General features: G+C 68.6%; 27 protein-coding genes. 16 read left to right on the top strand and 11 right to left on the bottom strand.

Going from position 1 to position 21899, the window contains the following annotated elements; genetic code table 11:
* Nucleotides 1-9: 9 nt before the first annotated feature.
* Nucleotides 10-852 carry an alpha/beta fold hydrolase gene (locus HDA40_RS12325; protein WP_253755131.1) on the bottom strand — a complete coding sequence of 281 codons (843 nt, stop codon included), beginning with the start codon at nt 850-852 and terminating at the stop codon, nt 10-12.
* A 260-nt stretch (nt 853-1112) separates the two neighbouring features.
* On the bottom strand, nt 1113-1793 hold the full coding sequence (locus HDA40_RS12320; protein ID WP_253755128.1) for an NUDIX domain-containing protein: 681 nt from the start codon (nt 1791-1793) through the stop codon (nt 1113-1115).
* Nucleotides 1794-1905: 112 nt separating this feature from the next.
* On the opposite strand from HDA40_RS12320, the gene HDA40_RS12315 reads away from it, so the two are divergent.
* Nucleotides 1906-2664 (top strand): DeoR/GlpR family DNA-binding transcription regulator, encoded by a 759-nt coding sequence (locus HDA40_RS12315; protein WP_253755126.1) that lies wholly within the window; start codon nt 1906-1908, stop codon nt 2662-2664.
* Between the two features lie 17 nt (nt 2665-2681).
* Here HDA40_RS12315 and HDA40_RS41460 read toward each other — a convergent pair whose 3' ends face one another.
* Nucleotides 2682-3209 carry a siderophore-interacting protein gene (locus tag HDA40_RS41460; protein ID WP_275978230.1) on the bottom strand — a complete coding sequence of 176 codons (528 nt, stop codon included), beginning with the start codon at nt 3207-3209 and terminating at the stop codon, nt 2682-2684.
* On the opposite strand from HDA40_RS41460, the gene HDA40_RS12305 reads away from it, so the two are divergent.
* The 6 genes from HDA40_RS12305 to HDA40_RS12285 all read left to right on the top strand — a co-directional run bounded on the left by HDA40_RS12305 (nt 3116) and on the right by HDA40_RS12285 (nt 7357).
* A complete protein-coding gene (locus HDA40_RS12305; RefSeq protein ID WP_253755122.1) occupies nt 3116-3658 on the top strand; it encodes a hypothetical protein in 543 nt (180 codons plus the stop codon). The two genes, HDA40_RS41460 and HDA40_RS12305, sit on opposite strands and share 94 nt — an antisense overlap.
* Nucleotides 3659-3771: 113 nt before the next feature.
* Nucleotides 3772-3936 carry a DUF899 family protein gene (locus tag HDA40_RS42540; protein WP_372502857.1) on the top strand — a complete coding sequence of 55 codons (165 nt, stop codon included), beginning with the start codon at nt 3772-3774 and terminating at the stop codon, nt 3934-3936.
* Complete coding sequence (locus HDA40_RS12300; protein ID WP_253755120.1) at nt 3860-4213, top strand: DUF899 family protein; 354 nt, start codon at nt 3860-3862, stop codon at nt 4211-4213. The genes HDA40_RS42540 and HDA40_RS12300 overlap by 77 nt, the downstream gene beginning before the upstream one ends.
* 133 nt (nt 4214-4346) lie before the next feature.
* Entirely contained in the window at nt 4347-5321 is a 975-nt protein-coding gene (locus tag HDA40_RS12295; RefSeq protein ID WP_253755118.1) for a hypothetical protein, read from the top strand.
* A 225-nt stretch (nt 5322-5546) separates the two neighbouring features.
* Nucleotides 5547-5996, top strand: coding sequence for a sigma factor (locus tag HDA40_RS42535; protein WP_372502856.1), 450 nt, complete (start codon nt 5547-5549; stop codon nt 5994-5996).
* A gap of 74 nt (nt 5997-6070) precedes the next feature.
* A complete protein-coding gene (locus tag HDA40_RS12285) occupies nt 6071-7357 on the top strand; it encodes an exo-beta-N-acetylmuramidase NamZ family protein (protein WP_253755116.1) in 1287 nt (428 codons plus the stop codon).
* A 72-nt stretch (nt 7358-7429) separates the two neighbouring features.
* Here the strand turns inward: HDA40_RS12285 and HDA40_RS12280 are convergent, their stop codons facing one another.
* Nucleotides 7430-7606 (bottom strand): hypothetical protein, encoded by a 177-nt coding sequence (locus HDA40_RS12280; protein ID WP_253755114.1) that lies wholly within the window; start codon nt 7604-7606, stop codon nt 7430-7432.
* A gap of 164 nt (nt 7607-7770) precedes the next feature.
* Between HDA40_RS12280 and HDA40_RS12275 the strand changes: the two genes are divergently transcribed.
* The gene (locus HDA40_RS12275) at nt 7771-8397 is read left to right on the top strand and encodes an acetoacetate decarboxylase family protein (RefSeq protein WP_253755112.1); all 627 of its coding nucleotides are present in this window, start codon (nt 7771-7773) and stop codon (nt 8395-8397) included.
* Nucleotides 8398-8413: 16 nt separating this feature from the next.
* On the opposite strand, the gene HDA40_RS12270 is transcribed toward HDA40_RS12275, so the two are convergent.
* The 3 genes from HDA40_RS12270 to HDA40_RS12260 are packed head-to-tail and all read right to left on the bottom strand — an operon-like array spanning nt 8414 to nt 12292.
* Nucleotides 8414-9880, bottom strand: coding sequence for a flavin-containing monooxygenase (locus HDA40_RS12270; protein ID WP_253755110.1), 1467 nt, complete (start codon nt 9878-9880; stop codon nt 8414-8416).
* A 51-nt stretch (nt 9881-9931) separates the two neighbouring features.
* Nucleotides 9932-10555, bottom strand: a complete 624-nt coding sequence (locus HDA40_RS12265) for a TetR/AcrR family transcriptional regulator (protein WP_253755108.1) — start codon at nt 10553-10555, stop codon at nt 9932-9934.
* A gap of 9 nt (nt 10556-10564) precedes the next feature.
* A complete protein-coding gene (locus tag HDA40_RS12260; RefSeq protein WP_253755106.1) occupies nt 10565-12292 on the bottom strand; it encodes a GMC oxidoreductase in 1728 nt (575 codons plus the stop codon).
* Between the two features lie 51 nt (nt 12293-12343).
* On the opposite strand from HDA40_RS12260, the gene HDA40_RS12255 reads away from it, so the two are divergent.
* Both HDA40_RS12255 and HDA40_RS12250 read left to right on the top strand, forming a co-directional pair.
* Nucleotides 12344-13132, top strand: a complete 789-nt coding sequence (locus tag HDA40_RS12255; protein WP_253755104.1) for an alpha/beta fold hydrolase — start codon at nt 12344-12346, stop codon at nt 13130-13132.
* Between the two features lie 16 nt (nt 13133-13148).
* Nucleotides 13149-14321 carry an acyl-CoA dehydrogenase family protein gene (locus tag HDA40_RS12250; protein WP_253755102.1) on the top strand — a complete coding sequence of 391 codons (1173 nt, stop codon included), beginning with the start codon at nt 13149-13151 and terminating at the stop codon, nt 14319-14321.
* A gap of 95 nt (nt 14322-14416) precedes the next feature.
* Here HDA40_RS12250 and HDA40_RS42080 read toward each other — a convergent pair whose 3' ends face one another.
* From HDA40_RS42080 to HDA40_RS12235, 3 genes are all read right to left on the bottom strand, one after another.
* Nucleotides 14417-14779 carry a YciI family protein gene (locus HDA40_RS42080; RefSeq protein WP_253755099.1) on the bottom strand — a complete coding sequence of 121 codons (363 nt, stop codon included), beginning with the start codon at nt 14777-14779 and terminating at the stop codon, nt 14417-14419.
* 140 nt (nt 14780-14919) lie between these two features.
* Nucleotides 14920-15309, bottom strand: coding sequence for a DUF1801 domain-containing protein (locus tag HDA40_RS12240; protein ID WP_253755097.1), 390 nt, complete (start codon nt 15307-15309; stop codon nt 14920-14922).
* Nucleotides 15310-15389: 80 nt separating this feature from the next.
* Entirely contained in the window at nt 15390-15626 is a 237-nt protein-coding gene (locus HDA40_RS12235; RefSeq protein WP_253755095.1) for a hypothetical protein, read from the bottom strand.
* 240 nt (nt 15627-15866) lie between these two features.
* On the opposite strand from HDA40_RS12235, the gene HDA40_RS12230 reads away from it, so the two are divergent.
* The 6 genes from HDA40_RS12230 (at nt 15867) to HDA40_RS12205 (ending at nt 21090) form a co-directional block, all read left to right on the top strand.
* Nucleotides 15867-16790, top strand: a complete 924-nt coding sequence (locus HDA40_RS12230; RefSeq protein ID WP_253755093.1) for a CPBP family intramembrane glutamic endopeptidase — start codon at nt 15867-15869, stop codon at nt 16788-16790.
* Complete coding sequence (locus tag HDA40_RS12225; protein WP_253755091.1) at nt 16787-18067, top strand: sensor histidine kinase; 1281 nt, start codon at nt 16787-16789, stop codon at nt 18065-18067. The genes HDA40_RS12230 and HDA40_RS12225 overlap by 4 nt, the downstream gene beginning before the upstream one ends.
* Nucleotides 18058-18702, top strand: a complete 645-nt coding sequence (locus HDA40_RS12220; RefSeq protein ID WP_253755089.1) for a response regulator transcription factor — start codon at nt 18058-18060, stop codon at nt 18700-18702. Before HDA40_RS12225 ends, HDA40_RS12220 begins: the two co-directional genes overlap by 10 nt.
* A gap of 115 nt (nt 18703-18817) precedes the next feature.
* Nucleotides 18818-19393 (top strand): SigE family RNA polymerase sigma factor, encoded by a 576-nt coding sequence (locus HDA40_RS12215; RefSeq protein WP_253755087.1) that lies wholly within the window; start codon nt 18818-18820, stop codon nt 19391-19393.
* On the top strand, nt 19390-20526 hold the full coding sequence (locus HDA40_RS12210) for a hypothetical protein (RefSeq protein ID WP_253755085.1): 1137 nt from the start codon (nt 19390-19392) through the stop codon (nt 20524-20526). Before HDA40_RS12215 ends, HDA40_RS12210 begins: the two co-directional genes overlap by 4 nt.
* A 156-nt stretch (nt 20527-20682) precedes the next feature.
* The gene (locus HDA40_RS12205) at nt 20683-21090 is read left to right on the top strand and encodes a PPOX class F420-dependent oxidoreductase (protein WP_253763616.1); all 408 of its coding nucleotides are present in this window, start codon (nt 20683-20685) and stop codon (nt 21088-21090) included.
* Nucleotides 21091-21129: 39 nt separating this feature from the next.
* Here HDA40_RS12205 and HDA40_RS12200 read toward each other — a convergent pair whose 3' ends face one another.
* Complete coding sequence (locus tag HDA40_RS12200; RefSeq protein WP_253755083.1) at nt 21130-21816, bottom strand: alpha/beta fold hydrolase; 687 nt, start codon at nt 21814-21816, stop codon at nt 21130-21132.
* Between the last annotated feature and the right edge of the window lie 83 nt (nt 21817-21899).

Genomic DNA, 21899 nt, shown 5'->3' with positions numbered 1-21899 from the left:
AGCGATCGGTCAGGAGGTGTGGCGCAGTAGGGCGTCCACGACAACCGGCCAGGTCACGCGCGGCAGGCCCTGGCCGACGCCGGGCAAGGTGAGCAGCGTGGCGCCGGGGATCTCCGCCGCCAGCGCGACCCCGTTCCCGTGCGGGAAGAACAGGTCCTCCTCGCCGTGGATCACCAGGGTCGGCGCGGTGATCTCGCCGAGCCGTTCGCGCCATCTCGGCCGGCAGTCGATGGCCGCGAACATGGTGCCGAGATGGCTCGCACGCTGCGCCTCCGCCGTGCGTCCCGCCCGGTCGAAGACGGACCCGGCAGCCGCCCGCGCATCCTGCTCGTTGAATCCCCGCGTGCCGGACATCAGCCGCGCGGAGTCGGTCATGTAGTCGACCACGCTGCCGCGATCCGTCCAGTCCGGCTGGGGACGCCCGAACAGCTGCCCCAACAACTCCGGTGCGTGATCGGGCAGGTCGGCATCGACCGGGCCAGGTGCGACCGGACGGGTGGAGACCAGCGTCAGCGACGCGACTTGATCAGGGTGGTCGAGCGCGAGCAGTTGCGCGATGAACCCACCGACCCCCATGCCGACCACGTGCGTACGCCCCAAGTCGAGCGCGAGCAGCAGCTCGGATGTGTCGGTCACCAGGTCGCGCAGATCGTAGGCGGGCGCGTCCGGGTCGACGAACGTCGACTCACCGGCGTCGCGCAGGTCGTACCGCACTATGTACCGCCCGGTCAGCGCCGCGACCAGCTCGTCCGGCCAGCTGGACGTGGTGACACCCACCAGCAGCACCGGTGGATCCGCCGGATTCCCCAGCGTCTGCACGCACAACTCGACACCGTTGACCTTGATCCGCATCTGTTGCTCCTTCCGGGTCATCACTTAAGACGAACCGGCACCCGGAAACTCATCGCCCCGCTGAGAACATCCGGCGGTCTCGGCGTGATCCCGCGGTCAGCGGCCCCTGCGCTTGAGGGTCCGTTCGTAGTCCTGGAAGCGGGCCTTGGCGATCGCCTTCTCATCGAGTTGATGGCCGGAAGGTTCGCGGTTCGGACGTTGAAGGCGGTCACGGCGGCTCCCTATCGACGCGGGCGCTGATCATCGTGACGCCGCCCCACCTACGTCGCAATCGAGTTAGCGAAGGGGCCGGTGAGGGCGGCCCAATGCAGGAGCAGGATCGTCTTGCCGTCGGTGATGCGTCCATCGTGGATCATCGCCAGCGCGTCGGCGAAGGGGAGTTCGAGAACTTCGATGTCCTCGCCTTCGGCTTCGAGCCCGCCGCCGTTTCCGGTGCGGTCGGCCTCGGTGTAGGGGGCGGCGTAGAAGTGCAGGCGTTCGGTGACCGAGCCTGGGCTCATGTAGGCGTCCAGGATGTGCGTGAGCTCGCCGAGGCGTACGCCTAGTTCCTCGGCTGCCTCGCGTCGGATGGCGGCTTCAGGAGCATCGTGGTCGAGGAGGCCGGCGGCGGCCTCGATGAGCATGCCGTCGGGGTGGTCGTTGACGTACGCGGGATAGCGGAACTGACGGGTGAGCAGGACGTAGCCGCGTCGCGTGTCGTACGGCAGGACCACCGCGCCGTCGCCACGGTCGTACGTCTCGCGTTGCTGGGTCTCCCAGCGCCCGTCGCGGCGGCGGTAGTCGAAGGTGGTGCGGCGTAGCACGTGCCAGCCGTGGGAGGTGAGTTCCACGTCGCGGACGACGACGTGGGGGTTGCGCTTCAGGTCACGCCCGGCGCGGTCGAGGTCGGTGCGGCCGCGATGGTCGGGCGTGTCGATGCCGGGGCGAGCCGGGCTGGTCATGCGGTCTCCTGCGGGGTGCGGTGCGGGATCTCGTCCACGTGCTGATAGGCGATCATGGCAGCCACGGTACACTCGAACGTGCAGAAACGTGCAAGAGTGCGAGGGAGTGTGCATGCTAGCCGCTGAACGGCGGGATCACCTGCTGAAACTGCTCGCCCGCGACGGCAAGATCGTGGCTCGGAGCGTCGCGGTGGATCTGGGCATCTCGGAGGACAGCGTGCGCCGCGATCTGCGTGATCTCGCCGCCGAGGGACTGTGCCAGCGGGTGTACGGCGGAGCGTTGCCGGTGTCGCCGGCCCTCGCGGATTACGCCGCCCGGCAGGCTGTCACTCCCGAGGGCAAGCGGGCGGTCGCCGCGACTGCCGCCGCGCTCGTCCGGCCGGGCAGCGCCGTGATCCTGGACGGCGGCACCACCGCGCTAGCGGTCGCTCGCGCCTTGCCGCCGGATCTGGACTGCACCGTGATCACGCACAGCCCGACCGTCGCGGTGGCGCTGCTCGACCATCCGACCGCGGAGGTCTTCCTGTTGGGCGGGCGGCTCTTCAAGCACTCCGCCGTCGCCTGCGGGGCCGCGGCGATCGAGGCGGCCCAGAAGATCTCGGCCGACCTCTGCCTGATCGGCGTCACCGGCGTCCATCCTGAGGCGGGGCTGACCACCGGCGACGCCGAGGAAGCCGCGATGAAACGGGCGCTGTCCGCTCGGGCCGCGGACACCTACATCCTCGCGTCCTCCGAGAAGATCGGCACCGCCTCCCGATACCTCGTCCTGCCGTGGGCGGACGTCAGCGGGCTGATCACCGACGCGGCTGCCGACCACCCGGTCGTCGAGCAGCTCGCCACAGACGGCATGCACATCCTGACCGCCGGCTGACGTGCCGTACGCGTACGTCAGTCTTCGCCGAAGTCGTGGTCGGGATGGTTGGCTTGCCCTGCTTGCCAATAACCACGAGTGGTGACCTGCGCCGGGGGGAGACCGCGTTCGTCGAGCAGGTACCGGCGGATGCGGCGGACGGCAGCTCCTTCGCAGGCGACCCACACGTGCGTCTGCGAGTCGAGGTGGGAGCCGCGGACCGCGTCGAGGAGTCCGCCGCCCCAATTGCCGGTGGCACGGTCGTGCCAGTGGAGCTGCGCGCCCGGATGCGCGGGTAGGGCGATGCGATCGCCGGGACCCTCCACCTCCAGCTCCACGCGTACGCGGGCGCCGGCTCGTCTCCAACCGCCTGACCGACGACGTGCCCCTGCAGACCGAGACCTGGTACCCCGCGCAGATGTATGAGAAGCGCTGACTCGAACTGTCAGGCCCGTATTGCATGATCCCGGCCATGGGAGTGCTCTACGACTTTTTCGCCGCGCCGACGGACGACGCGGCCGCGGCGACGATCGACCTGCTGGGCGGCCCGGGAGGCGCCGAGCCATCCTCTGCTGAGCTGCAAGCCGCCCTCCGGGCCAACGATCGTGCGGCGATGCGGCGGCTCATGATGCCCAAGGTCCGGCTGTCCGAGCACGGGTTTGACGTCCTCTGCGTCAAAGGCATCGATCCGGTCGTGCAGATGGCGACGCTCGAGCAGCTCCTCACCGGAACCAGCACCGATGCGATCTTCTCGCGGGCAAGGTCAGGCAAAGCGGTGGCCGTCCGGGACGAGGGCGAGCGGCTCGTGCTGACCCTGACCGATGAGCTGCAAGCCGTCCTGTCGGCGGCCACCGAGCAGCAACTCGACGCGGTTGCCGTTCCGTGGTCGCAGACCGACGAATTCTGGGGTAATGGCGAGCCGGAGATTCTGGCGCACTTCCTGCGGCAGCTGGCCTTGCTGGCACGCAACGCCACCGCCGCCGGCAATCGGCTCTACTGCTGGGTGTGCGTATAGCGCTCGGTTACTGCGACAAAATCTTCCGGCGGCCTGTCCGGTCTGGGCGTACTCGATCGTCGTGAGAGTGAGGCCGGCGAAAGCCGCCGGTGGATCACGTCCTGGAGGAACCGATGAGCTTGCCTGAGATCGTGAGCCGGGACGAGTGGCTGGCCGCTCGCGTCGACCTGCTGGCCCGCGAGAAAGAAGTGACGCGGCAGCGTGACGCGCTCAACGCCGACCGGCGAGAGCGAACTGCGCACGGCGGGGCTGGGCTGGATCGTCGACGAGCCGCGTGAGATGGCCGGCGTCAGCTGCTTCCTGCGCGACGGCGACCAGGTCTTCCACACGTACTCGACGTTCGGGCGCGGCACCGAACCGGGAACCTGCACGCTCCTCGATCTCACCGCGCTCGGGCGGCAGGAGGAATGGGAGGAGCCCAAGGGGCGCGTGCCCGCCGCACACCCGAACCAGCCGTTCTTCGAGCCGGCTCCGATCGCTTCGGCAGAGCCGGTGACGGCCTCCGCGGCATCCACCGCATTGCTGACGCTGGCGCAGAAGGCACCCTGCTGCTGAACCGGTCCACCTGCCCGTCGGTGGGCGGAAGTCCTTCCGGCGGGCCAAATCTCGCACGAGAGTTGTCCGGCAGTTGTCCGGAACGGGGGCTGGATGATGCTAGACGCGGTACGGCACTGGCACTCTGCGGGTCATGCCTGACCGTTCCGCTGCTCCGCGGTTGCCCGATGCGCATGTGTTCGCAGTCGTTCAACTGGCCATCTCGCTGGCGTTGGTCGTGGTGGCCGCGGCCGGTTCGGGCTTTCATGACGACGACGACCCGTGGCTGGCGAGCTGTCTGGTGGTGACGCAACTGCTGCCGCTGGCGTTGTCGGCCGGCGTGTTGCTGGCCAGGTCGCCCAAGGCACGGCCGATTGTCGTCATCTCGGTGGTCTACTCGATGCTCGTCAGCTCGTTCATCCTGCTGGCGACGGCCGAGTACGCGATGCTCCTGGTCTACGCCGGATGGTGGATCTCGATCCTCGCGCGGATGCCGTCGCCAGGGCCGAAGAGTCGCATCGAGGTCATGCATGGGCAGCAGCCGTCAGCCGTGCCGCAGCCGGAGCCCGGGGTGCCACCGCAGATCTGGGTGGTCATCGCGCTGGAAGTGTTCCTGTTGTGTGTCAGTGGCTTCTTCTCGGTCGTGGTCTACCAGGCGATCACCCACGGCAATTCGGGGTTGTCCGGGGCCGACTTCCTCGTGACGCTCGCCATCACCGGCGTCCCGTTTCTGCTGGCGGACCTGTCGGCGCTGGCCGCCGCCGCGTCGCTGCCGGCCACCAGACGCTGGGGCCGAGCCTTCCTGCTGTCGGTCACCTGGCTCCGGCTCGCGTTCATCTGCACGGCGGTGATCGAGGCGATCATCGCCGCCTCGGATGCCGACACCCATGCGCCTGTCGCGCTCTGCATCGCGGTGTTCCCAGTAGCTTTGCTCGCTGGCGAAGTGTGGCTCGTCTCCACGCCACGGCTACGGACATACCTCTCCGCCGACTGGTTGATCCCAGCCGGGCCGAACCGGGTCGGGCCGTCAGGTACGCAGGCGCCCGCCAGCCGGCCCGTCCCGCCGGAGGGCCTACGGCCGTCGTCGCCCCGGCCACCGGCACCGCCGCAGACGCCTGGACTGCACTGATCAGCACCACCGCTCCTTAACCTGCCCATTGTGGACAACGGTGACGCCGCCTGGCTGCAGGAGTCCCAGGACTGGTCGGATCCGGACGGCCGCGCAGCCGTGCCGCACAGGTAAGCCGTTCGGCTGGCCGGTCCGAACCGAACGGATGACTAAGCCGGTACGCAGCCGGGGCGTACTCGCCGCTCCTTGTTAGCGTCGGCATCCCGTAGCTGGAAAGGGCTTGCGGTGTCAGTGCTTCATGAGGTCCCGTTCGCGGACTTCGTCGCGGCTCGCTCGTCGCGGCTGCTTCACTTGGCGTACTTGCTCACACGTGATCGGGGGCAGGCGGAGGATCTCGTGCAGACCGCGCTGGCTCGTGCATGGCCGGTTTGGGGGCGGATCGCCGATCCCGAGGCATACGTGCGCCGCATCATGGTCACGACGTATTCGGCATGGTGGCGACGGCCACTTCCTCACCACCTGCCGAAGCTGGACGTACGCCGAGATCGGCTGTTCCTTCGACCTCGGCCCGGGCAGCCGCCTGACGCCGGAGGGGAGCGCACCCAAGGTGGGTGCGGCAGTGATGATCACTGTCGTGCCGCTGCACGCCACCGATCCATGGGCGCTCTACCTCACCGGGTCGGCCCGCCCGCCCCGGTAGGCCGGCATGGCGCCCACATTCTCCTCAAGCGATGAAGATTAGCTTCTTGACCAGATGGATGCGTGTAGGTAACTTTCGCTGGATCGCAGCCTGACCGGTAGGAGGAACCTTGCAGCGCAGAACTCTTCTCGCCACCGGTGCCGCAGGCGCCCTGGGCGCGGCGATGACGTCGGCCGCACCAGCCGCCGCCGCGCCGCCGGCCCGCCGCGTCGACACTGGGCTTGACCGCCTGGTCGCGGATGACTTCGCGACCCTCGCCGGCCGGAGGGTGGGCGTGCTGTCCAACCCGACGGGCGTCGACTCCGACTATCGCCATCTCGTCGATCTCATCCACGAATCCGGCTCCGTGAGCCACCTCGCCGCGTTCGGGCCCGAGCACGGCTTCCGCGGCTCGGCTCAGGCCGGTGGCAGCGAGGGGACCGGGATCGACGCACGTACCGGCATCACCGTGTATGACGCCTACGGTGCCTCGCAGGCCAAGTGGGCGCAGATGCTCACTTCGGCCAACGTGGACACCCTTGTCTTCGACATCCAGGACGTGGGAGTCCGCTTCTACACCTACATCTGGACGATGTACACGTCGATGGTCGTGGCGGCCCGGCTGGGCCTGCGCTACGTCGTCCTCGACCGGCCCAATCCGATCGGCGGCAAGGCGTACGGCCCGCTGATGACGGCGCCGTACACCTCGGGCGTCGGTCTGAAGGAGATCGTGCAGCAGCACGGCATGACCGTCGGCGAGCTCGCCCGCTACTTCAACGCCGTGTTCCTGCCGGCCGAGGCGGGCCGGTCGGTCGACCTCGAAGTGGTGGCCCTGCGGCACTGGAAGCGCACGATGTTCGCCGCGGACCTGGACCTCCCCTGGGTCATGCCCAGCCCCAACATGCCCACCCCCGACACCGCCCTGGTGTACCCGGGCACCGGCCTGTTCGAAGGCGTCTCGTCCATCAGCGAGGGTCGTGGCACTGCGCGCCCGTTCGAGCTGATCGGCGGCCTGGCGACCGACTTCGACTACCACTGGTCCGACCGGCTCAACGCCCGCGAACTGCCGGGCGTGCGATTCCGGGAGGCGTACTTCGTCCCGACGATCGCCGGTCAGCACCCGCCGATGCTCAACCAGCTCTGCGCCGGCGTGGAGGTCAAGGTCGTCGACCGGGCCGCGTACGACCCGATCCGCACCGCCGTGGCGATGCTCGTGGAAGCGCGCAAGTATCCGGCGTTCGCCTGGCGCTACGACTCCTACGATCCCGTCCGCCCGTACTGGGTCGACAAGCTCACCGGCTCAACCCGGCTGCGCACGATGATCGACGCGGGCGCGGACGTGGACGACGTGGTCGGCGCCTGGTCGGACGAGCTGACGGGGTTCGAGCGGCAGCGTCAGCCGTTCCTGCTCTACTGACGCTCCGAGATCGCGGCCCGGCTTCCGCTCGGCAGCACGATCGCTGATGTCTCGGCCCTCGCGGCCGAGACATCAGCGCGTTCCGGCCTCTGGAGACTTCGGCCGCGCGGCCCGCCGGGCAGCCAGGTCCGCCTTCGCCGCCGCGTACCGCTCGGCCAACTCGCGCTCCAGCTGCGCGATCCGCTGTCGGCGTTGCTCCGGGGTCAGACCTGTGAGGCCCAGCCGGGCATCTCGCTCCTCTTGCGACACCGCAACCTCCCGTCCCTATCGTCCAACACTCCGGCAACCCAGGTGGTACGGGCAAGGGGCGGGAACACTCAAGCGATCCGCCCCCCGCCGTGCTCGGCGTTGTTGGCAGGCGGTCAAGAGCGATAGAGTGCCCACCTCGGCCGAGCACAGCGGAGGGAGGCGGGATGGCGTATCCACCGCAACCGTGGTCGCTTCGCGGCCAGCTGCACGTCTCGGTGTGGCTCGTGCCGGTCGCGGATCTGCCGTCGATCCCGCCGGAGGTGACCGCCGCCGTGCGGCTGGTCCGCATCGGACGGTACGCGCTGGTCGGCACCGCGTGGGTGGACTACCGGTCCGGCGGGGACATGGCCTATCGCGAGCTGCTGAGTGCGGTGCTGATGCGGGCGGGGCTGCGGCCCCGTGTCACGATCACCCACATCTGGGTCGACAGCGCTGATTCGCGCGACGGCGGCCGCGAGTTGTGGGGCATCCCCAAGGAGCTGGCCGAATTCGAGCTGACCGAGACCGATGCCGCGGCCGTCGTCGCCGGGCACGCGATCGCCATCGGGACGATCCGGCGATCACGCCTGGCGCTGCGGCTGCCCATCGGGTTCAAGGTGACTCAGGCGCTGGCCGGGCGTGCGTTGACCACGCCGGTACGCGCCCGCGCCCGCTGCGGCCCGGCCCACCTCACCTGGCAGCTCGCTGCCGATGGACCGCTGGGCTTTCTGGCCGGACGCCGACCGCTGCTCGCCGTGACCGCCGCGGATTTTCGGATGCTCTTCGGATCAGAACGGCTCGCGGCCGAATAGGCGCCGGGGCTGGTGCTCAGGTTCGCGCCGGTGACGGTGCTGTTGCGACCGGGGCCGGCTCCAGCGATGTGTAGTCGGCGGAGCGGAAGCGGCGGGTACGGGAGCGGTACTCGGCTGCCGAACCGGGCCAGTTGGTGACGATGCGGCCCGTGCCGGTGCGATACCAGCTCTCGCAGCCTGACCAGATACTGCCGGTCAGCCGGCTCTGCATCTCCGCGTCGAACGCCGTCGCGACCTCGTCGCGTACCTCTAGTGGACCGGACGCGTCCACTGCCCGTACCGCTTGGACGATGTAACGCGCCTGCGCTTCGTGGAAGTACACGACCGACGTGTTGCCGGTGTTGGTGTTGGGCCCGTACATCAGGAACAGGTTGGGAAATCCGGGAACCGCGATGCCGAGGTGGGCGTACGCACCCGCACGCCACTCGTCGGCCAAATATCGCCCGTCGCGCCCGTACACCCGCAGCGACGCCAGGAACTCCGTCGCGGCGAAGCCGGTCCCGTAGACCAGCAGGTCGAGCGGATGATCGACGCCGTCGGTGGTGCGTACGCCGGTCGCCGTCAGCCGTTCGATCCCTACGGTGACCAGCCGCACATCGGGGCGGCGCAGGGTGCGGAACCAGTCGCCGGTGAACAGCACTCGTTTGCAGCCCATCGCGTAGTCGGGCCTGACCTGGCTACCCAACTGTCGCGCCTGGACGAACCGCTGCGTACGCGAGACTGCTCCCACCGCGTACCGGGCGAGCGGGTTGCCGGTGACGGCCTTGCCGGTGACGACCGTCAGCAGCCAGGTGCCCGCCCGCGATGCGCGCATCAGTCCGGGCAGCCGACGGTTCAGCGCCCGGCGTACCCGGCCATAGCGGCGGTTGGGTTTCGGCAGCGTCCACGGAGCGGAGCGCTGGAATACGACCACGCTCGCCGCAGCATCGGCGATCGCAGGCACCAGCTGGATCGCGCTGGCCCCGGTTCCGATCACGCCGACCCGTCGCCCGGCTACCGCCACCGCCGGGCTCCATTGGGCCGTGTGCACCGCCTGCCCGTCGAAGTCGGCCGCGCCTTCGAGCCTCGGCACGATCGGTTCCGACAACTGGCCCAGGGCCGGGATGAGGACGTCGAACTCCTCGGTGCGACCGTCGGCCCCGGTGAGCCGCCAGCTCGTTCCGGTCCACACCGCGTCGGTGATCGTCTGGCCGAGCCGCAGATGCGGCGTCAGCCCGAAGTCGCGTACGCATCGCCGCAGGTAAGCGAGGATCTCGGACTGCGGCGGGAAGCGCTGGGTCCAATCTGGATTGACGGCGAACGAGTACGAGTACAGCGGTGCCGGAATGTCGCAGGCGCACCCGGGATAGGTGTTGTCGCGCCACACCCCGCCGACGTCGTCGCCCCGGTCGAAGACGGTCAGGTCCGTGAACCCGGCCTGGCGCAGCAGGTGTGCCGCGGCGATGCCGCCGAAGCCGGCCCCGATGATGGCAACCCGTGTCACGGCCGGACCGTATCAACTTGTTGACGGCCTGCCAATAGGGTCGTGGGCCGACTAGCGCGGGATGACCTGCTCCACTAGTGCGATCAATGTCGTGCCGAGCAGCCGGTGCGCCTGCTTGCGATCGAGCGCGCCCCGCTCCAGCCACTCGCGCGCCGTCGCCTTGGCGAGTCCGCAGTACGCCCGGACCATGGCCCGCACCTCGGTCCGGGTCGACTCCGCCAGCCCGACCGCTACCAGGATGCTGTCGACGGCGACCTCGTCCGCCTCGGCCAGCACCCGCTCGACGTCGGGGTCCCGGCCGACCCCGCCGCCGTCGACCGCCGCCAGCCATGATCGGCTGTGCCGCGACACCACGTCGAGGAACCAGGCCACGCTGGCGTCCACCCGGGTCGCCAGATCGCCCTGCGGGAGCTGCTCGACCGCGACGGCCGGGATCGTCACCAGCACCCGCACCGACTCCAGGTACAGGCCCTTCTTGGTGCCGAAGTAGTGGTTGATCAGGCCGCGGGCCACGCCCGCGGCGTTGCCGATGTCGGTCGTGCTGACCTCGGCGTACGGGCGCTCGCCGAACAGCCGCACCGCGCAGGCCAGGATCTGTTCGCGCCGCGCGTCGGGCTCCAGCCGGCGGCCACGCGGCATCACATCATGGGCGGTCGCGGTGTTTCTGGCAGACACAATCAGCCATTATGACGTAGCGGCACCGTGGCCAGGCAGCTGAAGCCGCCCGGGAGCCCCGTCGGGCACCACCGGCGCGATCGGCGCCACCGCGCGTACAAGCTGGTAGGCATCGCCGAGCGCGGGCCTCGCGTCAGCCTCGCCCTTGTTGGGCCACATCGCCAGCGCCCGCTCCGCCAGCGCGCAGATGGTCAGCGAGGGGTTGACCCCGAGGTTGGCCGCCACCACAGCGCCGTCGACGATGTGCAGGCCAGCGTGTCCGAAGACGCGATGGTACGCGTCGACGACGCCGTGTGCGGCGTCGACGCCGATGGGGGCGCCGCCGAGGAAGTGGCCGGTGACCGGCCTTCCCGCGAGTTCGGTGACCGACCCGATCGGCACGCCGTCGATCTTCTCGGCGACACGGCGGGTGACCTCGTGCGCGACGGGGATGAACAACGGCGCGGGGTCGCCGATGCCCGGGCGGCTGGTCAGGCGCTGGCCGCCGAAGGGGCCGCGCCTGCCGCGGACCGTGATCGAGTTGTCCTTGGGTTGCATGGCCAGCAGCACGATCGTCTGCTGCGACCAGCGGCGCGGCCACAGCAGCCGGGGCCAGTCTCGCCAGCTCGCCAGGGTCCTGCCGAGTCCGGCCAGCCAGCGCGGCGTCCGGCCGGTGTCGCCGATCAGCACCGCCGCCATCAGGCCGAGGAGGTTGCTGCCGGGGCCGTAGCGCACCGGCTCGACATGAGTGTCACCGTCGGGATGGAACGACGAGGTGATGGCCACGCCGTGACTGAAGTCCCGATCGTCGCGGCGGGTCCGCGGGCCGAGGATCGACTCGGAGTTGGTACGGCTCAGCTCACCGAGCCGGTCGGACAGGTGCGGCAGCGCGCCTGCGCGCTTCATGTGGTGCAGCAGCCGCTGCGTGCCGAGCGCCCCCGCCGCCATGATCACCTGCTCCGCGGTGAAGGTGCGCGACCGTTTGCGCAATCTGCCACTGGTACGCACAGTGCGCACCGCGTATCCGCCGGCCGGGAGCGGGGCCACCGACACCGCCGTGGTCAGCGGATGTACCTCGGCACCGGCCTGTTCGGCGAGGTAAAGGTAGTTCTTGACGGTGGTGTTCTTGGCGCCGACCCGGCAGCCGGTCATGCACGACCCGCAGAAGGTGCAAGTAGTCCGGGTCGGCCCGACCCCGCCGAAGTACGGGTCGGGCACCGGCTGACCCGGCGCGGCTCCGAACAGGACGCCGACCGGAGTCGACCGGAACGTGTGCCCGACGCCCATGTCGTCGGCGACGGCGCGCAGCACCTCGTCCGACGGCGTCACCACCGGATTGGCGGCGACGCCGAGCATCCGGGTGGCCTGGTCGTAGTACGGTGCCAGCTCGCGCTTCCAGTCGGTGATGCCCGCCCACTGCGGGTCGGTGAAGAACACGTCCGGCGGCTGGTAGAGGGTGTTGGCGTAGCCGAGCGATCCGCCGCCGACGCCCGCGCCCGTCATCACCAGAACGTCCGGGAGCACGGTCATCCGCAGGATGCCGTAGCAGCCCAGCGCCGGGGCGAACAGGTAGTCGCGCAGCCGCCAGGACGTCTTGGCGAAGTCGGCGTCGGCGAACCGGCGGCCGGTCTCCAGTACGCCGAGGCGGTAGCCCTTCTCGGTCAACCGCAGCGCGCTGACGCTGCCGCCGAAACCCGAGCCGATGACGAGCACGTCATAGTCGAATTCGGAGTCGATGGTCCGGCCGTCGGGGGACATGCCGAAACCGTGCCCTGTTGTTGTCGGCCTGTCAACAACTACCGTGGCGTGATGCTCTCGCATTACCGCGGCGGCTCGGGTGAGCTGCTCGTCCTGATCCACGGCATCGGCGGCACCTGGCAGCTGTGGCGCCCCATCCTGCCCGCGCTGGAGGCCCGCTTCGAAGTGCTCGCCGTTGACCTGCCCGGGTTCGGCGGCTCGCCGGTCGGCACGGGCGCTGACGTGGCGGCCTTTGCCGATGCCGTCGCCGAGCTGGCAGGCCGGCCTTGCCATGTCGTCGGCAGCTCGCTGGGCGGTGGCGTCGCGCTGGAGCTGGGTCGGCGCGGCGTAGCCCAGTCGGTGACGGCGTTCGCGCCCATCGGTTTCTGGGGTCCGCTGGGACGCCGTTGGTGTCAAGCGTCGGTCGAGACGGGCCACCGCCTCGCCCGCGTGCTCGGACCGTCGCTGCCACGGCTCGCGGCGACGGCGGCGGGCCGGATCGTCCTGTTCGGACTGTTCTACGGACGGCCGAGCCGGATCGATCCGGTGACCGGACTCGACGACGCTCGCGCGCTGGCGGCGGCGCCCGGCTTCGGGGCGGCCCGGGCGGCGTTCGCGGAGCACCGGTTCGGCGATCCCGCCGCGCTGGCGGGCATCCCGGTCACGATCGTGTGGGGGAGTCGGGACCTGATACTGCCGGTACGCCAGGCCGGGCGAGCCGCGGCCGCACTGCCGGCCGCGCGTCATGTACGCCTGCCTGGCTGCGGTCATCTGCCGTTCGGCGACGACCCCGACGGCTGCGTGCAGCTGATCACCGAGACCGCTATTGACAATCTGCCAACAGCTGGAAAAGCTGGTTGAGACTTTGGGAGGTCCCATGCCCGCAACGGTTCCAGGGCTCGGCGGCTACCAGTCTCGCTGGCGTACCCCCGATCATCACGCGCTGGCCGAGACGGTAGCCACGTTCTTCACCCGGGAGGTGATGCCTCGCGAAGACGAGTTCGCCGCGCAGGGGCACACCGACCGTGCGCTCTACCACCACGCCGGTGCCCTCGGCCTGCTCGGCCTGTCCGTACCGGAGGACTTCGGCGGTGGCGGCGGCGACTTCAGCCACGAGACCGTCCTGTTCGAGCAGCAGACCTACGCCGGAGACGCCAGCCTGGGGCTGGCCGTGCACAGCGGCATCGTCACCGGCTACCTGACCGCGTACGGAACCGACGAGCAGAAGAGCGCCTACCTGCCCGGGCTGTGCAGCGGGGAACTCGTCGGCGCGATCGCCATGACCGAACCGTCCGGCGGCTCCGACCTCCAGTCGATGCGTACCTGGGCCAAGCCTGACGGCGACGCATTGCTCGTCAACGGCGCCAAGACGTTCATCACCAACGGTCGCCTGGCCGATCTGCTTCTGCTCGCCGTCAAGACCGACCGCGACGAGGGCGCCGCCGGCATCTCGCTACTGGTCTGCGACCTGCGCGACGACCCGCCCGGTTTCCGGCGCGGCCGTACCCTGCACAAGATCGGCCTGCAGGCCAACGACACGGCCGAACTGTTCTTCGACGACCTGCGGGTGCCCGCCGACGCCGTCCTCGGCGGCGTACCCGGCCAGGGCTTCTTCCAGATGATGCAGCAGCTGCCGCAGGAACGCCTGGTCATCGCCGTCGGCGCGGTCGCGGCGATGGAGCGCGCGCTCGCGCTGACCACCGCCTACACCAAGGAGCGGCACGCGTTCGGCAAGCCGTTGTACGCCCAGCAGAACACCCGCTTCACCCTGGCCGAATGCGCCGCCCTGGTACGCACCGGGCGAACCTTCCTCGACGACTGCGTCGAGCGGCACCTCGCGGGGGACCTCGACCTGCCCACCGCCGCGATGGCCAAGTTCCACCTGACCGAGTCGCAGTGCACCGTCATCGACCGCTGTCTGCAGCTCTTCGGCGGATACGGATACATGACCGAGTACCCCATCGCCCGCATGTACGCCGACGCACGCGCGCAAAAGATCTACGGCGGTACGAACGAGATCATGAAGGAGCTGCTCGCCCGGGCTCTCTGAAGCCCCCTGATATAACTCCGGGCACCCCGCGGCCGGCGGGGTGCCCGGAGTCGCATCGGCCTTGTGTCCAGGGTCCGTCCAGGGGCTTCGCGATGTCAGCCCTGGGCTTCGCGGCGCGGCTTGAAGCGGCGAACCTCCTGCGGCCAGCCGCACGCCTCGGCGATCTTGCCGGCCCACATCCTGGCAGCCGCCTCGTCGGCCACTTTCACGATGGTGAACCCGCCCAGGAACTCCTTGGTCTCGACGTAGGGGCCGTCGGAGAACAACACCGTGCCGCTCGTCGCGTCGGCGCTGAAGACCGGGCCGTCCTCCTCCTCCAGACCTCCGGCGAAGACGTACTCCCCGGCAGCCTTGATCTCGTCGACGACCGCCCTGGACAGCGGCCCACGCCCACGGAACCACTCCTCGGAGTGGTCGCCCACCCACTGCTGATTGAAATAGATGAGGTATTCGGGCACGTTGACTCCCTTACTCGGCCGGACCCGGTGTCCGTGTTCACCTACGCTACGAACGGCGTCCGGCGAATCCGACACCCTGGCCGCGAAAATCTTTTGAGCCGTAACAGGCCAGGTCAGGCCAGCGGTGCAGGCTGGTTATGTCAGGAGGGCTTGTTCAATTCGACCGCCTGACGCACCATCGCCTTCACCGCGGTCGCGTCGATCGGAGAGTCCTGGCGAAAGTCGATCGCGCGGTCCGTTCTGCTCTTCAGGCGGGCGTTGAACAACTTGTCAGGGTCCGTCAGCTGAGCGCCCTTGAAGAAGGTCAGCTTCACCGCCTGCTTGAACGGCTCGATGATGCACACGATCCCGTTGTAGGTCCACACCGGGATGCCCTCCGGCCTGGAAGGCATCTTCCACTTGACCTCTTCGACGAGGGCAGGGTCGGCCTTGTTGATCAATGACCGAAGCCGGGTCAGCGTCTCGCCTCGCCAGTCGTCGAGGCCGGCGATGATGTCGTCGATCTGCTCAGCGGCAGGCTTGTCTGCCATTCTGAATCGCTCTCCACTTCTCGTCGGCGAGGTCGAAAGTCGATCACCAGTCTATTCGGCCGGCAACGTCATTGCGGCTTTCACGCCGTGTCGGCACGTCGCGGCGTACGCCGTCTGCCGAGGTAGGGCAGGACGAACAGGTAAAGCCCGGTGAACAATTGCACGGCCAGCGGAGGCAGCGGCAGATAGAACACCCACAGCGCCGACTCGTCGCGGTAATAGCCCAGCATGATGGCAACGAAGTCGATGATGACAGCGATGGTGAAGGCGACCGAGCACCAGCGGTGAATCTGCCGTACCGTCTTGTTCTCTTGCATTGGCCCACTCCTTTCGTCCAGCGACATCCCTTGAGGGCACGCTAGTCACGGCCGCCGGTGCGGGCTTCTCGAAATCTGACCGATTCGCGTCGAGCGATGGGTGGATGCGGGCGATCACCCGACATCCACCCGGCTTTGTGGGGGTTAGCCCCCACAATTGTTGGAGGGCAACCGCGTACCGGCTGGCGGCCCGCGCTTTTAGCGTCGTCGGAGAGAACTGATGACGCAGGGAGGTGCGGAATGAGGACCGTGGTTGACGCGTCCGATGTGGCGCTGGCATCGCGATCTCGGAATTGGCTGGTCCGGGTGTTCGCCGAAGCCGGGGGTCGGCCGCGTCGCGGGTGGCGGGTCGCGGCGTACCTGATCGTTCTGATCGGGACGACGGGCGTACTGAGCAGCTTGATGCGCGGGTCGCTGGTGATGAACGTGGCCGGGCACGCGGGTGTCGTGGCTTTCGCGTTGGCCGCGACGTACGCGTTTCGACGCCTCGTCGATCGCCGTGCCTGGCACCAGATCGGGGTGTCGACGTGGCGGTGGCGTCACGCTGTCCTCGGGCTTGCCGTCGGCACAGGGTCGATGCTGGTGGTGTTCGCGGTGGCAGGCTCCCTCGGGTGGGCACGAGTTGCCGGATCGGAGCTTTCGGATCGAGGGCCTGGGGCCATGGCGGTCCTGCTCTCGGCGGGGTTGTTCATGTACGCGACGAGTGCGTTCGTGCAGGAGCTGGCGTTCCGGGGGTACGTTCTGCAGACTCTGGCTGATGGTTGGCCGATGCGTAGGGCGGCATTGGTGTCGAGCCTGATCTTCGCGATTCTGCATTTCGCCGAGCCACCGACGTCGGTGTGGTTCGTGGTGGTGTTGCTGGCCGACATCATGCTCATGGCCGGGTTCCTGGTCTTGACCAGGTTGTCCACCGGCGCACTGTGGTTGGCGATCGGGTTTCACACGACGTGGAACTGGGTCATGGACTGCGTACTGTCGATGGACACGGATGCGGGCACCGACTACGGCAACGCGCTGATACACGTCCAGCTGGACGCTCCGGAGTTCGGCCTGGGCCACGGCGGCGGTGTGGAGCTGCTGTACCTGCTCAACAGTGCCGCCCTGTTCGCCGGGTACTGGCTGCTTCAGCGTCGACGCGGGATGCGGACATGGGAAGGTCGATGAACGTCTTTCGGCGGTTGATGACGGAGCCGGTGCGGGCCCGCACGTGGCGGGAGACCGGATATCTGCTGCTGGGCCCATTGGTCGCGGCCGCCTGTGTAGTCGTTGTGCTGGCCGCGTTCTACGCCGCGATAGCCAGCATCACGGTGATCGGTCTGGCGGCGCTGGCAGCAGTGGTGAGCAGCGCTCGCGGGATCGGCGCGATCGAACGGCTGCGTGCTCGCCGGATCCTTGGGCTGACCATCGCGATGCCGCCCGCCCGAGCAAGGACCCGTGCCGGACTGACCGGCTGGGTCCGCGACGCGCTTGCCGACCGGACGAGCTGGCTCTGCCTGCTGTACGCCGTGACTAGCGTGCCGTTCGGCATCGCCCAGGCGTACGTCGTGTCATTGTGGTGGGCACTGTCGCTGCTGATGGCGGCGTACCCGGCCTGGTATCTGATCCCTCCACTGCGCGACGGCCACCACTTCGACGCGATCCAGCTGACTTCGTCCTGGCGCTGGCACCCCGACCAGTGGCCCCACCCGCTGCTCGTCTCCGTCATCGGCATCGCCGGGGTGCTCGCGGCACCGTGGCTGGTGCACGGATTCACCAGCCTGGACCGGTGGCGACTGCGAATTCTCACCCTCGGAAGCCACCACGATGACCAGGTGCGCACGCTGCAGCGGCGCCGGGACAACGCCGTGGAACAGGCCGGCGCGCATCTGCGACGCATCGAACGAGACCTGCACGACGGCGCGCAGGTACGCATGGTGGCCCTGGCCATGGAACTCGGGCGCGCCCGCGAAGAACTCGAACAAGGCGCCGACCCCCGACAGGCAGCGATCCGGGTCGCCGCCGCCCACGACGAAGCCAAGCAAGCGCTCGTCGAGCTGCGAGAACTAGCCCGCGGCATCTATCCGGCCGTCCTGACCGACACCGGCCTCACCGGCGCGATCCCCGTACTGACCGCCCGATGCCCGATCCCGGTCTCCGCCGACATCACCCTCGACAGCCGGCCACCCGCAGCGGTCGAAGCCACCGCGTACTTCTGCGTCGGCGAACTCCTGGCCAATCTGTGCAAGCACAGCGCGGCCACCGCCGGATGGGTCCGAATCGGGCGATCGGCCACCCGGCTGCGCGTACAAGTCGGTGACAACGGGGTCGGCGGAGCCGCCCCGAACCCCACGGGCGGCCTGGCCGGGCTGACGGACCGGGTCGACAGCATCGGGGGCACCATCGCGATTTCCAGCCCCGTAAACGGGCCGACCCTGATCACCGTGGAGTTGCCGTGCGGATAGTGATCGCTGAAGACGCCGTCCTGCTACGCGACGGACTGACCCGGCTGCTCACCGACAAAGGGCATCAGGTGGAGGCCGGCGTGTCCGATCCCGGCGGGCTGCTGACCATGGTCGCCGCCCATCGCCCCGACCTGGCCATCGTCGACATACGGATGCCGCCGACCTTCACCGATGAGGGCCTACGCGCTGCGCGCACGATCCGCGAGCAGCATCCCAGCGTCGCCGTGTTGCTGCTGTCGCAATACGTCGTCGCCCAGTACGCCACCGACCTGCTCGGCTCCGACATCCGTGGCATCGGCTACCTGCTCAAGGATCGAGTCGCCGACATCGCCGACTTCCTCGAAGCAGTGCACCGTGTCGGATCCGGCGGGACCGTCATCGACCCCGAAGTCGTCCGGCAACTGCTCAGTCGCGGTGGCCACGGGCCGCGCCTGCAAACCCTCACCGACCGCGAACAGCAGGTCCTCACCGCCATGGCCGAAGGCCGCTCGAACACCTCCATCGCCACGGCGCTGCACATCTCGGAGGGATCCGTCGAGAAACATGTGGCCAGCATCTTCGGCAAACTCGGCTTGGCGCACGACCGGGAAACACATCGACGTGTCCTGGCCGTCGTCGCGTACCTCCAGTCCTAACGACACCGTCGTCGACGGTCGGAGGTGAATGGCCGGTCATCCCACAGAACCTGAGACCGCCGTCTCGCGTCTTCGGGGGCATGACAGGGCAACTTTCACACCAAGGAACGGACCGGTGACGCCGGGCCAGTTGGCCCCGCCGGTGAGCCAGAGCAGAGGAGCGGTGTTGGCGCGGGCGGGTCGGCGTGGTGCCGAGGAGGAGTTCGCGGAGTTCGTGGAGGCCAACCACAGCCGGCTGCTACACCTCGCCGATCTGCTGATCGGCGACCGTGCTCGCGCGGAGGATCTCCTCCAGACCGTCCTGATCCGCACCTACCTGCGCTGGTCGAAGGTCCGGCAGGACAACCCGATCGGATACGTCCGGGCCGCGCTGAGCAACGCCCGTACCGACTGGTGGCGCCGTGGGGGTGGACGGGAGCGGCCAACGGAGAAGCTTCCCGACTCCGTGGCGCCCGACGTTGCCGCCTGGGTCGTCGACCGCGATGCCGTCCAACGGTCGCTCGCCGCCCTTACCGCACGCGAACGCGCCGTCGTGGTTTTGCGCTACTTCGAGGCGCTCAGCGAGAGCGAGATCGCCCGCACTCTCGGTATCGCGCCGGGCACGGTCAAGAGCACAAGCGCCCGCGCCCTGGGCAAGTTGCGGATCTCGCCAGAGCTGACCACACCGACATCGATGGGAGAACAAGCATGAAGACCACTGACGATCTGCGGGCAGCGCTCAGCTACCAGTCGCCATCCTCCACTCCGGACACCATCGGGATGATCGCCAAGGGTCGGCGTATCCGAGCCGCCAGACGAGCCGTGGCCGGAGTCGCGGCAGTCACCGTAGCCGCGGGTGTTGGATTGTTCACGGCGCTGCAGCCGGGGAGCGGCCCGGATCAGCCCGTGCCTCCGATCGCCGGTGGCCCGCCTAACCCCGTTCTCGTCGCCGCGATCTCCTCGACGGCCACCGAGGCCCCGGTGCAGTTCGACCCGCTGCGCCGGACACTGAACGTCGGCTGGATTCCGGCCGGTCTCGGCGGTCAGCACGCCGACATCACACCGTGGCAGCAGACCTTCGGTGGCCATGACGCGGCCTACGTCAACGGCGGTCCGGACATCGGTCTCGTCGTTACGGTGCTGGCGAAGAATCGGCCCCTTACCGACTTCTCCGGTGGGGCGCTCGGCCTGCCGAGCTCTGCCGTGGCCAAGCCCACCGAGCCGGTCAACGGCGGCGCGGCCGAGTGCCTCACCGACCCGCAGGTGCCCGGCTCCTGCTCGGCGATCCGATGGCAATACGCACCGGACGCCTGGGCTCGGGTGTCCTATGCGGGCAGTGCCGGTGCCACCCCGGCGCAGGCGGCGGCGGTCGCCCGCCGAGTCGCGGAGTCGGTCACGCTGACGAAGGACCAGGCAGTGCGTATGCCGTTCACGCTCACAGGGAAGCTGGCGGGCATGACGGTGACCCGTACGAGCACCAACATCTACAGCACACCTGGATTCCACGGCGAAGCATGGTCGGCCGATGTGCAACTCGCACCGGCCGGGACGGTGGTCAAGCCGGACGACGACCTATACCAAATCGGCCTCATCGTGGATGTCATGTTCGTCCCCGGCGACCCGTCGGGCCGGATCAAAGATCGCGATGGGGAGCCCAACACGACCGTCAACGGCCACCCAGCGTGGCGGGCGGCCGACGGAACGGCCGTCATCGTCTTCGGTGCCAGCGATACGCGTTCCGTAGTGGAGTACCCCGGCCATCATGGCGACGCGACGACCGCGTACGCCGATGTCGTCCTGCTGGCCCATCCCGCCGACCCTGCCGACTGGCTGCCGCTGAAATAGCGTCTGAGCATTGACGCCATCGCCGTCACTTCTGCTGGCGGCGGTGGGTCACTGACTGCTCACAGGCGGCACCAGCGTGGCGAGCCAACCGCTTCCGCAAGCAACCGACCAGATGAACACCCGTGAGTCGCAGCCACTACGCTGGGCCGTGTGACGATGAAGCTGAGCGACGAGGCGCGACGGCTGTTCAACCAGCCGGTCTTCGCGATCCTGAGTACGGTCGGGCCGAGCGGCGCGCCGCAGTCCAGCGTGATCTGGGTGCGTACGGACGGCGACGAAGTGCTGTTCTCGACGATCCGGGGCCGGCTGAAGGCGCGCAACATGGAGCGGAATCCGCAGATCAGCTTGTGCGCGTACGACCCGGGCGATCCGTACTTCTACGTCGAGATCCGGGGCACGGTGTCGATGGTGGAGGAGGGCGGCGTCGAGTTGATCGACGAGCTGTCACGGGCGTACGACGGCGTGCCGTGGAAGGTGCGCCCGGACGAGACGCGGGTCGTATGCCGCGTCACGCCGACGAAGGTCATCGAGCATCAGACGACCCAGAGCAAGAAGACGCACTAGTAGATCACCGTGGTGATGAACGAGGCCGACAAGCGCCCGTCACCAAGTGGTGCAGGCATTCGTGACGGTCTCAGTCCACACATCGGGATGGGTGAACCAGAAGTCATGCGGTACGCCTGGCACGATGGAGAACCTCCCGCGCGGAACGAGCGCGGCGAGTTGCGCTAGGGGCCACGGCGGGCGGATGTCGTCCCCGGCGGCGATGAAATGCATCGGTACGGCGCAGTCCGCGAGGCCGCGCCACAGATCGGGTCGATGTATCCATTCGGTGAAAGAGTCGCTGAGAGCCGCGTGCACGTCAGGAGCCCAGTCGATGTCGACAGGAAGTTCTGTGGCCTTCCCGGCTTCGTACGCTGCGGACCAGGTGCGGTCTCGCTGGGGACCCTTACCGGCAATGCCGACCACCGCAGTCACCGCCTGCGGATGTTCGACCGCATAGCGCACAGCGAGATCACAACCCCAGGAGTGGCCCACCACGATCCAGCTGGCGACACCGACCGCCGCACGGATGCCTTCGAGGTCCGCGATCGCTTCTTCCATCGTGTGCGGGCCGCCGCCCGAGCGGCCGACGCCGCGCGGTTCGGGATACCAAGCGCGGTAGCCCAGCGGCGAGATCTCGTCGTGTTCCAGGTACTGCACGCAACCAGGTCCACCGGTCAGGACGACGATGTCAGGTCCGTGGCCCGTCACACCCAGGTGCAACGCGGCATCTCTTACCTGGATCATTCGCGACTCCACGTCCGCGAAGGCTACCAACAACGGAGGACGTGAATCGCCGGCTCGGCGGCGAAGGGCAGTCATGGAAGATG

It is taken from the genome of Hamadaea flava (assembly GCF_024172085.1).
Lineage (GTDB): Bacteria > Actinomycetota > Actinomycetes > Mycobacteriales > Micromonosporaceae > Hamadaea > Hamadaea flava.
This window is presented reverse-complemented; position numbering and strand designations above follow the sequence as displayed.

Excerpts from the sequence above, each read along its gene's own strand:
- HDA40_RS12295 (WP_253755118.1), top strand. The coding sequence starts at position 4,347 with ATGCCTGACCGTTCCGCTGCTCCGCGGTTGCCCGATGCGCATGTGTTC.
- HDA40_RS12315 (WP_253755126.1), top strand. The coding sequence starts at position 1,906 with ATGCTAGCCGCTGAACGGCGGGATCACCTGCTGAAACTGCTCGCCCGC.
- HDA40_RS12200 (WP_253755083.1), bottom strand. The coding sequence starts at position 21,816 with ATGATCCAGGTAAGAGATGCCGCGTTGCACCTGGGTGTGACGGGCCAC.
- HDA40_RS12255 (WP_253755104.1), top strand. The coding sequence starts at position 12,344 with ATGCTCTCGCATTACCGCGGCGGCTCGGGTGAGCTGCTCGTCCTGATC.
- HDA40_RS12275 (WP_253755112.1), top strand. The coding sequence starts at position 7,771 with ATGGCGTATCCACCGCAACCGTGGTCGCTTCGCGGCCAGCTGCACGTC.
- HDA40_RS12240 (WP_253755097.1), bottom strand. The coding sequence starts at position 15,309 with ATGGCAGACAAGCCTGCCGCTGAGCAGATCGACGACATCATCGCCGGC.
- HDA40_RS41460 (WP_275978230.1), bottom strand. The coding sequence starts at position 3,209 with ATGGCTCGGCGCCTCCCGGGCCGCCCAGCAGGTCGATCGTCGCCGCGG.
- HDA40_RS12305 (WP_253755122.1), top strand. The coding sequence starts at position 3,116 with ATGGGAGTGCTCTACGACTTTTTCGCCGCGCCGACGGACGACGCGGCC.
- HDA40_RS12325 (WP_253755131.1), bottom strand. The coding sequence starts at position 852 with ATGCGGATCAAGGTCAACGGTGTCGAGTTGTGCGTGCAGACGCTGGGG.
- HDA40_RS12260 (WP_253755106.1), bottom strand. The coding sequence starts at position 12,292 with ATGTCCCCCGACGGCCGGACCATCGACTCCGAATTCGACTATGACGTG.
- HDA40_RS42540 (WP_372502857.1), top strand. The coding sequence starts at position 3,772 with ATGAGCTTGCCTGAGATCGTGAGCCGGGACGAGTGGCTGGCCGCTCGC.
- HDA40_RS12235 (WP_253755095.1), bottom strand. The coding sequence starts at position 15,626 with ATGCAAGAGAACAAGACGGTACGGCAGATTCACCGCTGGTGCTCGGTC.
- HDA40_RS12320 (WP_253755128.1), bottom strand. The coding sequence starts at position 1,793 with ATGACCAGCCCGGCTCGCCCCGGCATCGACACGCCCGACCATCGCGGC.
- HDA40_RS12210 (WP_253755085.1), top strand. The coding sequence starts at position 19,390 with ATGAAGACCACTGACGATCTGCGGGCAGCGCTCAGCTACCAGTCGCCA.
- HDA40_RS12225 (WP_253755091.1), top strand. The coding sequence starts at position 16,787 with ATGAACGTCTTTCGGCGGTTGATGACGGAGCCGGTGCGGGCCCGCACG.
- HDA40_RS12230 (WP_253755093.1), top strand. The coding sequence starts at position 15,867 with ATGAGGACCGTGGTTGACGCGTCCGATGTGGCGCTGGCATCGCGATCT.
- HDA40_RS12250 (WP_253755102.1), top strand. The coding sequence starts at position 13,149 with ATGCCCGCAACGGTTCCAGGGCTCGGCGGCTACCAGTCTCGCTGGCGT.
- HDA40_RS12205 (WP_253763616.1), top strand. The coding sequence starts at position 20,683 with ATGAAGCTGAGCGACGAGGCGCGACGGCTGTTCAACCAGCCGGTCTTC.